Source organism: Streptomyces sp. NPDC051105, assembly GCF_040682795.1.
Classification (GTDB): domain Bacteria; phylum Actinomycetota; class Actinomycetes; order Streptomycetales; family Streptomycetaceae; genus Streptomyces.
Genome location: NZ_JBFBBR010000013.1, coordinates 132,902 through 145,295, shown reverse-complemented (window position 1 = coordinate 145,295; position 12,394 = coordinate 132,902). Strand labels below are relative to the sequence as shown.

Annotated in this window: 10 protein-coding genes, 2 tRNA genes and 1 pseudogene; 7 read left to right on the top strand and 6 right to left on the bottom strand. The window is 70.1% G+C overall.

Annotated features, from left to right (window positions below; genetic code table 11):
• The first annotated feature begins 149 nt into the window (after positions 1-149).
• The 3 genes from AB0N16_RS29315 (at position 150) to AB0N16_RS29305 (ending at position 2,051) form a co-directional block, all read left to right on the top strand.
• On the top strand, positions 150-611 hold the full coding sequence (locus AB0N16_RS29315) for a molybdenum cofactor biosynthesis protein MoaE (protein ID WP_365801790.1): 462 nt from the start codon (positions 150-152) through the stop codon (positions 609-611).
• Between the two features lie 117 nt (positions 612-728).
• On the top strand, positions 729-893 hold the full coding sequence (locus tag AB0N16_RS29310) for a hypothetical protein (protein WP_351745444.1): 165 nt from the start codon (positions 729-731) through the stop codon (positions 891-893).
• A gap of 60 nt (positions 894-953) precedes the next feature.
• Complete coding sequence (locus AB0N16_RS29305) at positions 954-2,051, top strand: PDZ domain-containing protein (protein WP_365801788.1); 1,098 nt, start codon at positions 954-956, stop codon at positions 2,049-2,051.
• Between the two features lie 108 nt (positions 2,052-2,159).
• Here the strand turns inward: AB0N16_RS29305 and AB0N16_RS29300 are convergent, their stop codons facing one another.
• A complete protein-coding gene (locus tag AB0N16_RS29300) occupies positions 2,160-2,702 on the bottom strand; it encodes a PPA1309 family protein (protein ID WP_365801786.1) in 543 nt (180 codons plus the stop codon).
• 188 nt (positions 2,703-2,890) lie between these two features.
• Between AB0N16_RS29300 and AB0N16_RS29295 the strand changes: the two genes are divergently transcribed.
• The 4 genes from AB0N16_RS29295 (at position 2,891) to AB0N16_RS29280 (ending at position 8,261) form a co-directional block, all read left to right on the top strand.
• On the top strand, positions 2,891-5,887 hold the full coding sequence (locus tag AB0N16_RS29295; RefSeq protein ID WP_365802002.1) for a UPF0182 family protein: 2,997 nt from the start codon (positions 2,891-2,893) through the stop codon (positions 5,885-5,887).
• A 41-nt stretch (positions 5,888-5,928) separates the two neighbouring features.
• Positions 5,929-6,002, top strand: a tRNA-Met gene (locus tag AB0N16_RS29290).
• Between the two features lie 258 nt (positions 6,003-6,260).
• Complete coding sequence (locus AB0N16_RS29285) at positions 6,261-8,102, top strand: tetratricopeptide repeat protein (RefSeq protein ID WP_365801784.1); 1,842 nt, start codon at positions 6,261-6,263, stop codon at positions 8,100-8,102.
• Between the two features lie 85 nt (positions 8,103-8,187).
• A tRNA-Met gene (locus AB0N16_RS29280) sits at positions 8,188-8,261 on the top strand.
• Between the two features lie 98 nt (positions 8,262-8,359).
• Here AB0N16_RS29280 and AB0N16_RS29275 read toward each other — a convergent pair.
• The 5 genes and pseudogenes from AB0N16_RS29275 to AB0N16_RS29255 all read right to left on the bottom strand — a co-directional run bounded on the left by AB0N16_RS29275 (position 8,360) and on the right by AB0N16_RS29255 (position 12,350).
• Entirely contained in the window at positions 8,360-9,490 is a 1,131-nt protein-coding gene (locus tag AB0N16_RS29275; protein ID WP_365801782.1) for an ABC transporter substrate-binding protein, read from the bottom strand.
• On the bottom strand, positions 9,487-10,350 hold the full coding sequence (locus tag AB0N16_RS29270) for an ABC transporter permease (RefSeq protein WP_365801780.1): 864 nt from the start codon (positions 10,348-10,350) through the stop codon (positions 9,487-9,489). Before AB0N16_RS29270 ends, AB0N16_RS29275 begins: the two co-directional genes overlap by 4 nt.
• A pseudogene (locus AB0N16_RS29265) lies at positions 10,347-11,167 on the bottom strand (ABC transporter ATP-binding protein). The gene AB0N16_RS29270 and the pseudogene AB0N16_RS29265 overlap by 4 nt, the downstream one beginning before the upstream one ends.
• 113 nt (positions 11,168-11,280) lie before the next feature.
• The gene (locus AB0N16_RS29260) at positions 11,281-11,700 is read right to left on the bottom strand and encodes a Fur family transcriptional regulator (RefSeq protein WP_351745423.1); all 420 of its coding nucleotides are present in this window, start codon (positions 11,698-11,700) and stop codon (positions 11,281-11,283) included.
• Between the two features lie 257 nt (positions 11,701-11,957).
• Entirely contained in the window at positions 11,958-12,350 is a 393-nt protein-coding gene (locus AB0N16_RS29255) for a CBS domain-containing protein (RefSeq protein WP_365801778.1), read from the bottom strand.
• Positions 12,351-12,394 lie beyond the last annotated feature (44 nt).

Sequence of the window (12,394 nt, the reverse complement as noted above, 5' to 3'; positions counted from 1 at the left end):
GACGGCCTCGTCCTCCCGTGCCGGACGGGCTGGAGGGCGGAGTGGGGTGGACGAGTGCTCGCGCTGTAGGAGTCTCCAAAGCCGCACGCGCGTGTGCCTGGTGTTGGACGTATTCCATGTGGTCCCGGGCTTGCGGCACGATGGGGGGTATGGCTGCTGTGAACGATCATCCCGGTGAGCTGGGTGCCGAAGATCCCGTCAGGCTGATCGGGATCCGGGAGAGCGCGCTCTCCGTGGACGAGGTCTTCGCGGCCGTGGGGGACGACGCGGCCGGGGGGATCGCGCTGTTCGTGGGGACCGTGCGGAATCATGACGGCGGCGCCGACGTGGACGCGCTCGGCTATTCGTGTCATCCCAGCGCCGAGAACGAGATGCGGCGGATCGCGGAGAAGGTCGTCGCCGAGTATCCGGTGCGGGCGCTGGCCGCGGTGCACCGGGTGGGGGACCTGCGGGTGGGTGATCTCGCCGTGGTGGTCGGCGTGTCGTGTGCGCATCGCGGGGACGCCTTTGAAGCCTGTCGGAAGCTGATCGACGACATCAAGCACGAGGTGCCCATCTGGAAGCACCAGAAGTTCTCGGATGGGACGGAGGAATGGGTCGGAGCCTGCTGAAGAACGCCTGTCCGGCTTCCGGTTGCGTAACCGTACCCCCCGCGTGAGCGTTGTCAGTGCGGATGGTTAATCTGCTGATCAGTCAGTCGCGGTCGGTCATGGGGTTGGGAGGTCGGCATGGGGGCGCTCGTCTGGTTGCTGATTCCGCTTGTGGCCGCGGTCGCCGCCGGTCTGTGGGGCAGCTGGGCCAATCGGACCAGGAGAGCCCGGAGCGACGGGCCCGAACTCGACGGATACGCGCGGTTCCGCGAGGCCATGGAGAGGTCCCACTCCGGCAGCTGAGACTTGTCTGACGGGTGGCCCTGACGGTGCGCTGACAGACACGTCCCGTACTGTCTTTGCATGCCACGCCGCACCGCGACGATGCTCGCCTCCACCCTGATGCTGATCGCGCTCCTGTGCGCCGGAGTGCTCATCACCGTGCCGTACTCGGAGATGTCCCCCGGTCCGACCGTGAACACGCTCGGGGACCACGGCGGCGAGCCGGTGCTGCAGATCTCCAGTCACAAGACGTACGCGACCTCCGGGCACCTGAACATGACGACCGTCCGGGTCACCAGCGCCGACTACAAGATGAACCTCGCGGAGGCCGTCTACGGATGGCTCTCGCACGACAACAAGGTCGTGCCGCACGACACGCTCTACCCGGACGGGAAGACCGAGCAGCAGTCCACCCAGGAGAACGCCGAGGAGTTCAGCGAGTCCCAGGAGAGCGCGAAGGTCGCCGCCCTGAAGGAGCTGGGCGTCCCGGTGAAGTCCTGGGTCATCGTCTCGACGGTCCTCAAGGGCTCGCCGTCCGAGGGCAAGCTGCACGCCGGTGACGTGATCAAGGCCGTCGACGGTACGGCGGTCAAGCAGCCGACCGACGTCGCCACGCTGGTGACCAAGCACAAGCCCGGCGAGGCCGTCGTCTTCACGGTCGTACCGGCCAAGGAGCAGGCCGCCGCCGTGAAGGCGAACAAGACGGCCACCAAGACCGAGAAGGTCACCCTGACCACGACCGCCTCCACCGACAGCGGCGAGAAGCGCGCCATCGTCGGGATCTCCGCCGGGACCGACCACACGTTCCCGTTCTCCATCGACATCAAGCTCGCCGACGTCGGCGGACCGAGCGCGGGCCTCATGTTCGCGCTCGGCATCTACGACAAGCTCACCCCGGGCAACCTCACCGGCGGCAAGTTCGTCGCGGGCACCGGCACGATCACCGACGACGGCACGGTCGGCCCGATCGGCGGCATCTCGCTGAAGACCATCGGCGCGCGCGACAAGGGCGCCCAGTACTTCCTGACCCCGGCGGACAACTGCGCCGAGGCCGCCAAGGACACCCCGAGCGGTCTCACCCTGGTCAAGGTCAAGACGATCGACGACGCCCTCGGCGCCCTCAAGGACATCCGCGCCGGGGACACCGGCGCCCTGCCGAAGTGCGGCACCAAGAGCTGAGGACCGGCAGACGATCAGAAAGGCCCGGGGGCGCCCTCCCTGACGAGGGCGCCCCCGGTGCCATGTGCCGGCCGTCCACGACCGCGCACGACCGTGTGTGCGGGAGACTCAGTCCGCGAACGTCGCCCGCAGGGCCTCCGCCAGACCCGGGACCAGCTCGGGGCCGGTGAGGACCTCCGTCGGCGAGTCCTTCTCGCGCAGCCGCACCGCCGAGTCGCGGCTGCCGTCCCGCAGCACGCCGACCGTCATCCGGACCTCCTGGCGGTCCGGGTGCTGCGCCACCCACTTGGCCAGCTTGGCGTCGCTCAGCCCCTCCGGGACCTGGGACTCGGCGGACGGCGGCAGCATCAGCCGCTCCACCGTGAGCGCGCAGCCGACCACCGCGTCCGGCCAGGCGATGGTGCCCAGGAACTCGTCCAGCGCCTTGTCCGTTGGCACTTCGTCCTGCTCGATCGGGGTGAGAGCGGTGGTCACGGACTCGTCCTCCAGACCGAGCTGGGCGGCGAGAGCCGGTTCCTGGGTGCGCAGCCGTGCGGTGTCGACGAGGGCGAAGAGGCGAGCGGGCTGGTCCCAGCCGAGGCCGGAGGCGTACTCGTCGATCTCGAGGACGGCCCGGGTGAGCGGGTTCGCTGCCATGGGAGTGTTGGACATGGTCACAATCCTGCCTCGTTCATGGCCGGAATCGGGAACCGAGTAAGTCGTGAGTAAGTTGCATAGGTGTGGCCCCACGATCACGGGGGGCCACGTCCGGCCCGCGAACAAGGGGGCCTGACGCGACAAAAGCGGATCACCAGCGAAATCAAACAGCGAACTTCGAGGTGCGCACCTTGGCTTTCCAGATGCCGGACCGCGGCGGAGGCCCGACGGGGCCGCGGATCAGAGCGGGCCGCCCGTCCCGGCGTGTCCGGACCCTGCTCATGACACTGGGCGTCCTTGCCGTACTCGGCATGGCGTTCACCATGTTCGCGGGTTTCTGGACGGACTGGCTCTGGTACCGGTCGGTGCACTACTCCTCGGTGTTCACCACCACCCTGTGGACGAAGATCGGGCTGTTCTTCGTCTTCGGGCTGCTGATGGCGGCCGCGGTGGGCTTCAACATCTGGCTGGCGCACCGGTTGCGGCCGCCGCTGAGCGCCATGTCCATGGAACAGCAGAGCCTGGACCGCTACCGGATGGGCATCGCGCCGTACAAGAAGTGGCTGCTGCTCGCGGTCACCGCGCTGGTCGGTCTGATCGCCGGCGCCTCCGCGGCCGGCCAGTGGCGCACCTGGCTGATGTGGGTCAACGGCGTGCCCTTCCACCAGAAGGACCCGCAGTTCCACCTCGACGTCTCCTTCTACGCCTTCGACCTGCCCTGGTACCGGTTCCTGCTGGGCTTCGGCTTCGCCACCGCGATCCTCTCCCTGATCGCGGCCGCGCTCACCCACTACCTGTACGGCGGGCTGCGCGTCACCAGCCCCGGCGCGCGTGCCACCGGTGCCGCGACCGGCCACCTGTCGGTGCTGCTCGGCTTCTTCGTCGCCCTCAAGGCGGTCGCCTACTGGCTCGACCGCTACGGACTGGCCGTCAAGTCCAGCGACTTCAAGGCCACCGGCAACTGGACGGGCCTCAGGTACGTCGACGCGAACGCGTATCTGCCGGCCAAGACGATCCTGTTCTGCATCGCCGTCATCTGCGCGCTGCTGTTCTTCGCGACCCTGTGGCGGCGCACCTGGCAGCTGCCCGTCATCGGGTTCGGCCTGATGGTCCTCTCCGCGATCCTCATCGGCGGCCTCTACCCGGCGATCGTCCAGAAGTTCCAGGTCCAGCCCAACGAGCAGGCCAAGGAAGCCCCGTACGTCCAGAAGAACCTCAAGGCGACCCGCGAGGCGTACGGCATCGACGACACCCAGGTCACCGAGTACACGGGCAAGAGCACGACCACGGACGAGACCAAGCTCCGGGACGACGTCGACGCCACGGCGAGTATCCGGATCATGGACCCGAACATCGTCTCGCCGACGTTCCAGCAGCTCCAGCAGATGCGGAACTACTACGCGTTCCCGACCAATCTGGACGTGGACCGCTACACCAAGGACGGCAAGGTCCAGGACACCGTCATCGGCCTGCGCGAGCTGAACCTGGCCGGCATCCCGAAGAACAACTGGATCAACGACCACTTCCGCTACACCCATGGTTACGGCGTGGTCGCCGCCAAGGGCACCGAGGCCGACAGTCAGGGCCAGCCGGTCTTCACCGAGTCCGACCTGCCGTCCCAGGGCGACCTGGGGACGTACCAGCAGCGGGTCTACTACGGCGAGAAGACCAACACCTACTCGATCGTCGGCGGTCCCCAGAAGGAGATCGACTACTCCGACGACAATGGTGAGAAGCTCACCAGCTACCAGGGAAAGAGCGGGGTCAGTCTCTCCAGCCCGATCAACCGCGCCGCGTACGCCGTGGCGTTCAACGAGCCGCAGATCCTGTACTCGGGCGCGATCGGCAAGGGCTCGCGGATCCTTTACAACCGCACGCCCAAGGAGCGGGTCGAGGCGGTCGCCCCCTGGCTGACCATCGACGGCGACGCGTACCCGGCGATCGTGGACGGCCGTATCCAGTGGATCGTCGACGCCTACACCACGTCGAACGGCTATCCCTACGCCTCCCGTACGACCCTCGGTGACACCACCGCCGACTCGCTGACCGCGACCAACAACTCCCGCGCGGTAGTGGCCCAGCAGAACCAGGTCAACTACATCCGCAACTCGGTGAAGGCGACCGTCGACGCGTACACCGGCGACGTCAAGCTCTACCAGTGGGACACCGAGGACCCGGTGCTGAAGACCTGGATGAAGGCATTCCCGGGCACGGTGCAGCCCGAGAGCGCCATCTCGCAGGACCTGATGAACCATCTCCGGTACCCGCAGGACCTGTTCAAGGTGCAGCGCGAACTGCTCACCCGCTACCACGTGACGGACGCCCAGACGTTCCTGACCGGCAGCGAGGTGTGGCAGGTGCCCGACGACCCGAGCAACAAGTCGGGAGACGCGGTGCCGCCGTACTACCTGAGCATGAAGATGCCGGACCAGAGCGCGCAGACGTTCTCGCTGTCCACGACGTTCACGCCCAACGGCCGGGACAACCTCAGCGCGTTCATGTCGGTCGACTCCGAAGCCGGTTCCAAGGACTACGGCAAGATCAGAATCCTGAAACTGCCGACCAGCACGACCGTCGACGGACCCAAACAGGTCCAGAGCAAGTTCAACTCCGAACAGGAGATCGCCGCCGCCATCAAACTCCTCAAGGGCGGCGACTCCGAGGTCGAGTACGGCAATCTGCTGACCGTGCCGCTGGACGGGGGCCTGCTGTACGCGGAGCCCGTCTACGTGCGCGGCGCCGGGGTCAAGTACCCACTGTTGCGCAAGGTGTTGGTCACCTATCAGGGCAGGACCGAGTTCGAGAACACCCTCGACGAGGCGCTCAACAAGGTGTTCGGCTCGAACGGTTCGGACACCGGGTCCTCGGACACGGGATCCTCCGACAACGGGACGACCACGCCGCCGGCATCCGGCAACCCGACGGTCCAACAGGCGCTGAACGACGCCCAGAAGGCCTTCGAGGCGGGCCAGGAGGCCCTCAAGAAGGGCGACTGGACGGCGTACGGCAAGGCCCAGGACGAGTTGCGGGACGCGCTCAGCCGGGCCGAGGCGGCGCAGTCCAAGGCCGACAAGACCGGCAGTGGCACATCGTCCGGCAGCACTCCGAAGCCCGGCACCAGCGCGAAGCCCAGCGCCAGTGCGAGCCCCGGCACCAGCGCGAGCCCGGACGCGAGCAGCAGCCCCAGTCCGAGCGGATGATCGCGCCCGCCCCGCGCCGTGGTACGGTTTGAACACAACGGCGCGGGGTGGAGCAGCTCGGTAGCTCGCTGGGCTCATAACCCAGAGGTCGCAGGTTCAAATCCTGTCCCCGCTACTGAATCGAAGGCCCGGATCCTTTTGGATCCGGGCCTTCGTGATGTCCGGACGGACGGCCAACGGTGCCCGGGCGAACGGCTCGTGGTGTCCGGACGGGCGGCGAACGCATGTACCGGTGCGCGAGGTCGCCGTGCCGCTGTGGGGAGTTGGGGGAGATGTGTTTGACTTGTCGTTCTGTGGGCATGTCGACAAAACGCTGAAGTGACCTCACGGGTTGCGGTATACCGGATGTACCCAGGTTGCAGGTGGTGCGACGATGGACGTTATGGGGGACAAGGCAACTCTGTTCGAGACAGGGCGATTTGTGCAGCCTTCGGGCGAGGAGCCGACCCGCGACGAGGCCGCCGAGGCCGCTGAAGAGGCACGTCACCGGCTCCATGCCGAGGCCGGTGACGTCGAGTCGATGAGTGTGCTCGGCGCCATGCTGCTGCGCCGTGGCGACCTCGACGGGGCCGAACCCCAATTGCGCGCCGCCACCGCCGCCGGTGACCGCGCCGCCGCCAACAACCTGGGCGTCCTGCTGCACCAGCGCGGCTACCCCGACGAGGCCGCCGGATGGTGGCGGATCGCCGCCGTGGCCGGCTCCGCGGCCGCCGCCCACGCCCTGGGCCGGCACCACCGTGAGCGCGGCGACGAACCCGCCGCCGAGTACTGGCTGCGTCAGTCCGCCGAGCAGGGCCATGCGCTCGGCGCTTACGCGCTGGCCGACCTCCTGGAGCACCGGGGCGACGCGGCCGCCGGCCAGTGGATGCGGGCCGCCGCCGAACGAGGGCACCGGGAGGCGGCGTACCGGCTGGCGCGCGCGCTCGACCGCAGAGCGGGCGCGGCGGAGGGCGAGACCGCGGCCGACGACGGTGTCGGCACGGAGACCGCCGCCGGGGCCGCGGAGACGGCAGAGGCCGAGCAGTGGTACCGGCAGGCCGCCGCCCGCGGCCACCGGCGGGCTGCGCTGCACCTCGGGGCGATCCTGGAGAGACGCGGCGAACTCAAGGAGGCCGGGCGCTGGTATCTGACCTCCGCCAAGGACGGCGAGGCCCGGGCCGCCTGCGCGCTCGGCTTCCTGCTGCGCGACGCCGGAGACACCGAGAGCGCCGCCGTGTGGTGGCTGCGGGCCGCCCAGGACGGCGACGGCAACGCTGCCAACGCGCTCGGCGCGCTGCATGCCGAGCGCGGCGAGACCCAGACCGCCGAGCGCTGGTACCGGGCGGCGATGGACGCGGGCGACGACAACGGGGCGTACAACCTCGGGTTGCTCTGCGCCGAGCAGGGGCGGACCGCACAGGCCGAGCAGTGGTACCGGCGGGCGGCCTACGCGGGGCACCGGGAGGCGGCGAACGCGCTCGCCATCCTGCTGCTCCAGGGCGGCGACGCGGCCGGCGCCGAACCGTGGTTCTCCAAGGCCGCCGAGGCCGGCAGCGTGGACGCCGCCTTCAACCTCGGGATCCTCTACGCCGGGCGCGGCGAGGACCATGTCGCGCTGCGCTGCTACGAGCGCGCGGCCGCCGCCGGGCACACGGAGGCGGCGCTCCAGGTCGGCATCGCCCGGCTGCGGGAGGGCGACGACGCCGCCGCCGAGCGGCACCTGCGGTGCGCCGCGGGCGGCGGGAGCGCCGAGGCCGCGTACCGGCTCGCCGCCGTGCTCGACGCGCGTCGGCCGAAGGTCTCCGAGCACGAGCTCGGCGAGTCCTCGCTGCACACCAAGACCGAGTGCGAGGAGTGGTACGAGCGGGCCGCCTCGCAGGGGCACCGGCGCGCCCAGGTGCGGGTCGGGATGCTCGCCGCGGCGCGCGGGGACGTGGTGGAGGCGGCGCGGTGGTACCGCACCGCGGCCGAGGCCGGGTCGCGGAATGGCGCGTTCAACCTGGGGCTGCTGCTGGCCCGGGAGGGGAGCGAGCCCGAGGCCGCCGTGTGGTGGCAGCGGGCCGCGGACGCGGGGCACGGGCGGGCGGCGTTGCGGCTGGCCCTGGTCTACGCGCGTCGTGGCGAGCTGGCCGAGGGGCAGCGGTGGGCCGACCGGGCGGTGGCGCTGGGACCGGCCGAGGTGACCGAGCGGGCGGGGCGGCTGCGGGACGCGCTGCGCGAGGAGCTGTCGGCCTGAGTCCGCGCCTTTCCGCAGCTCAGGCGGGCTGACAGGAATGGATTTGCTTCTGCTCGTGTCCCTCACGTAGTGTTCTGTTCATCGACGCGGGGTGGAGCAGCTCGGTAGCTCGCTGGGCTCATAACCCAGAGGTCGCAGGTTCAAATCCTGTCCCCGCTACTGAAAGCCGAGGGCCGGAATCCAGAAACGGATTCCGGCCCTCGGCCTTTGCACGGCAGCGGCGACGGCGACAGGTACGGCTATGGCTATGGCTATGGCTACGGGGCGTGGCCCACCGCCTCCTCGTACAGCGCCCGGTCCACCGTCCGGGACTCGGGGAGCGGGGCGCCCGACTCGACGCCCTGGGCCCGGTACGCCGACTGCAGACGCGTCGTCGTGCCCGCGCGGATCTCCCAGTCCATGCGCAGCGGCGGGGTCGAGCGCAGGATCGCGGGGTCGGTCTTCAGCAGCTTCGCAAGGTACGTGACGAAGTCCGCGTCCGACTTGTAGTCGCCGGCGAAGTACGTGTCGACCGTGCGGATGTAGGCCCTGAGCAGCGCCACTCCCGCGTCCACGTCGTCGTTCAGGAGCGTACGGCCGAACAGCATCCCGCCCAGCGGCTCGCCCTGCGGCTGGCCGCCCAGGAACGCATAGTCGGTCTTCCCGGTGACCTGGCGCCACACCGGGTCCAGGAGCCAGGCCGAGTCGACGCCGCCGTTCTGCAGGGCCGTGAGGACGTCGGCCGAGCCCAGCTGCTGGTAACGGATCCGGTCCAGGCTCCCGCCATGGCTCGCCAGCGCCTTCTGCATGGGGTACGCGATCACCGAGCCCTTGCCGATCATCGTGCCCAGGGTGCGCCCCGCCATCGCCACGCCGGACGCGCTCTCGCCGTTCTTCAGGCGCACCCACAGGCCGCTCTTCGACTCCGGGTCGGGCGAGAAGTTGCCCGCGACCCACTTGATGTCGAAGCCGCCGCGGACGCCGTTCATCACGGCCGCCTCGGGCGCCGACCACATCGCGTCGATGTCCCCCTTGGCCAGCAGGGGCAGCGCGTCCGGCGTGGGCAGCACCTTCAGCGTGACGGCGAGGCCCTCCGCCTTGAACTCGCCCTTGTCCAGGGCCACTTCGAGAGGGGCCACGTACTCCGCGCTCAGGGTGCCGGTCGCGATGGTGATTTTGCGGGGTTTCGCCAGGGGGCGGGCCGCGGGCTTGCCGGGGGAGCACCGGGCCGGGGTCCTCGTCGGCGAGAGGTCGGCCGGGTCGGTCCAGGACCCCCGGCCGCAGCCCGCCACCGGGCGCACCGTGCGAGGCGCCGTGGCCGCCCCCGTGTCCTCGGAGTGCTTCGCCGAACAGGCCGTCGCCAGCAGCGCCAGCGCCGCCGCCGCGACCGCGTACCGACGCGCTCTCATGACTGCCCCCGCCCCCGGTCCCGGGGCGCCCACGGGGTGAGCAGGCGGCCGGCGAGCCGGATCAGCTCGGAGAAGACCACGCCCAGGACGGCGACGCAGACGATCCCCACGAACATCACGTCGTTCTGGAACAGTGCGCGCGAGTCGAAGATGAGGTGGCCGAGGCCGTCCGTGGCCGCGATCTGCTCGGAGGCGACGATCACCAGGACGGCCACTCCCGCGGCGATCCGCGCGCCGACCAGGACCGCCGGGAGCGAGGCCGGCAGCAGGACATGGCGGAACATCTGCCAGGGCGAGGCGCCGAAGACCCGGCCCGCGTCACGGTGGCCGGACGGGACGGCGATCACCGCCGACATCGTGGAGATCCACACGAAGAAGAAGACCGTGACCGCCACCAGGGCCACCTGCGGGCCCTCGCCCAGGCCGAACATGTTCAGGAAGACCGGGAGCAGGGCCAGCTTCGGTACCACGTACAGGGCGTCCAGGAGCGGCTCCAGGGCCGCCTTGACCAGGGGGAGGGAGCCCATCAGCAGGCCCAGCAGATAGCCGCCCGCCGTGCCCGCCGCGTAGCCCGCGAGCACCCGGCGGGTGGTGGCCCGGACGTCCGGCCACAGGTCGCCCGCCGTCGCCCGGTCCCAGCCGTCGGAGAGGATCGTGGACGGCGCCGGGTAGACGCGGTCGTCGATCCAGGCCCGGGTCGCGGCCAGCTGCCACAGGAGGACCAGCAGCACGGGCACGGCGGTCGCCAGGGTCAGCTCCAGGGCGCGCCGTCGCCGGTGGGTGCGGGCGGGACGGAGTTCGGCGGGACCGGGGGCGCGGACCAGGACACGGGTCTCGCGGCCCGGGGTGAGGGTCGTCATGCCGGTACCGCCTCCTTGCGCAGCAACTCCCACAGTTCGCTCTTCAGTGCCGTGAACTCGGGGGTGTCGCGGATCCCACCGGTGCGTGGGCGCGGGAACGGCGGGCGGTGCTCGGCGATGATCCGGCCCGGACGGGCGGACATCACCAGCACCCGGTCGCCGAGGACCAGCGCCTCCTCCAGACTGTGCGTGATGAAGAGGGTGGTGGTGTGCAGGGCCTGGGTGAGGTCCAGGAGTTCGTCCTGGAGGATCACCCGGAGCTGTGCGTCCAGGGCGGCGAACGGCTCGTCCATGAGGAGGAGTTCGGGCTCGACGGCCAGGGCACGGGCGATCGCCACCCGCTGGCGCATCCCGCCGGAGAGGGTCGAGGGGTAGGCGTCGGCGAAGTCCGCGAGCCCCAGCCGGGCCAGCCAGTCCCCGGCCCGGGCGTTCGCCGCGCGGCGCGGGACGCGCTGTACGTCGAGGCCGAAACGGACGTTGGCCAGGACCGTCTTCCAGTCGTAGATGCCGTAGTCCTGGAAGATCATCGCGGCCGGGCGGGGCTGTCGGTACGGATCTCCAGCCGGCCGGCGCTCGGGCGGAGCAGGCCGGCCGCGATCCGCAGCAGGGTCGTCTTGCCGCAGCCCGAGGGCCCGACCAGGCAGACGAACTCACCTGGCGCGACGGCCAGGTCGAGCGGACCGAGGGCGTCGACCGCGTGGGGGGACCGGCCGAAGGTACGGGTCAGGGCATGGGCGTGGAGCTTCGGACACGCCGGAGGCGGCTGATACGGCTCTCCCACGGGATCTCCTCGCAAGAGTGCGGACCCGAAGACCATATGACGGGCCGTCAGATTCGGGAACCCCGTGTACGGCGAGGAGATACGGCACGAAGGCCCCGGCACTCACCGGAACCTAAGCCGTGAGTGCCGGGGCGTTTCGCGAACGTTCGTCAGGCGGCCGCCGCGCAGTCCGGGCACAGGCCGCGGTACGTCACCTCGACGTCGGAGACCGTGAAGCCGAACCGCTCCGAGGCGGGGAGGTCGGCCAGCGGGTTCCCGGTCGGGTGGACGTCGCGGATCGAGCCGCAGTGGGCGCAGACCAGGTGGTGGTGCGGCCGGTGTGCGTTGGGGTCGTACCGCTTGGCGCGCTTGTCCGTCGAGACCTCGAGGACTTCGCCGAGCGAGACCAGCTCGCCGAGGGTGTTGTAGACGGTCGCCCGGGAGATCTCCGGCAGCTTGGTGACGGCTCTGGCGTGGACCTCGTCGGCCGTCAGGTGGACGTGTTCGCCGTCGAGGACCTCGGCCACGACGCGTCGCTGCGCGGTCATCCGCCATCCGCGTCCACGCAGCCGTTCCAAAAGGTCACTCATGCTTTCCAGCCTAACAGCAGGGCCGACCATTTTCCGAACAAGTGTGACTTTGGAGCTGAGCTTGAATTGGACTAAGTCCAATACGGAAGGGTTCGGGTCGGCAAAGCGACAGGAATGGTGCGAAAGGAGCGGCCGGAGGCCGCGGTCCAGGCCCTGCGGGGCTGGCATCCGCCGGTGGACCGCTTGTCGTGGGCGGGCGGGCCGGATCTCCCGGAGGTCGGGGTCCGGCCCGTTCGGCGTGCCGGTGCGGACCGGGCCTAGACGGGTTGCGGCGCGCGGGCCCCGACCCAGCAGCGGATGATGTCGCGGACCGAGACGATGCCGGCCGGCTCGCCGCCGTCGAGGACGACCAGATGACGGAAGCCGCCGTGGGCCATCGCCCGGGCCGCCTCCTCCAGGGTCCAGGTCGGGGCGGCGAACACGACGTCGTTGGTGGTGTGGGCGTGGATGGGCTCCGTGTCCGGGTTCTGGCCCAGGCCGACGGAGTTCAGGATGTCGCGTTCGGTGAGGATGCCGATGCCGCCGGCGTCCGGGTCGTGGACGATCGCCGCGCCCACGCGGCGCGCGGACATCAGGGCGGCTGCCTGGCGGAGTGTGTGGGCTGGGCCGACGGTGAGGACCACCGTGCTCATGGCGTCACGGACGAGCATGGAAGGTGCCACCTCCTAGGGAACCGCGGAGATAGTTCAGCGAT

What these genes read in the sequence shown, in the direction of transcription:
- AB0N16_RS29315 (WP_365801790.1), top strand. Translation starts at nt 150, where the DNA reads ATGGCTGCTGTGAACGATCATCCCGGTGAGCTGGGTGCCGAAGATCCC.
- AB0N16_RS29310 (WP_351745444.1), top strand. Translation starts at nt 729, where the DNA reads ATGGGGGCGCTCGTCTGGTTGCTGATTCCGCTTGTGGCCGCGGTCGCC.
- AB0N16_RS29305 (WP_365801788.1), top strand. Translation starts at nt 954, where the DNA reads ATGCCACGCCGCACCGCGACGATGCTCGCCTCCACCCTGATGCTGATC.
- AB0N16_RS29300 (WP_365801786.1), bottom strand. Translation starts at nt 2,702, where the DNA reads ATGTCCAACACTCCCATGGCAGCGAACCCGCTCACCCGGGCCGTCCTC.
- AB0N16_RS29295 (WP_365802002.1), top strand. Translation starts at nt 2,891, where the DNA reads ATGCCGGACCGCGGCGGAGGCCCGACGGGGCCGCGGATCAGAGCGGGC.
- AB0N16_RS29285 (WP_365801784.1), top strand. Translation starts at nt 6,261, where the DNA reads ATGGACGTTATGGGGGACAAGGCAACTCTGTTCGAGACAGGGCGATTT.
- AB0N16_RS29275 (WP_365801782.1), bottom strand. Translation starts at nt 9,490, where the DNA reads ATGAGAGCGCGTCGGTACGCGGTCGCGGCGGCGGCGCTGGCGCTGCTG.
- AB0N16_RS29270 (WP_365801780.1), bottom strand. Translation starts at nt 10,350, where the DNA reads ATGACGACCCTCACCCCGGGCCGCGAGACCCGTGTCCTGGTCCGCGCC.
- AB0N16_RS29260 (WP_351745423.1), bottom strand. Translation starts at nt 11,700, where the DNA reads ATGAGTGACCTTTTGGAACGGCTGCGTGGACGCGGATGGCGGATGACC.
- AB0N16_RS29255 (WP_365801778.1), bottom strand. Translation starts at nt 12,350, where the DNA reads ATGCTCGTCCGTGACGCCATGAGCACGGTGGTCCTCACCGTCGGCCCA.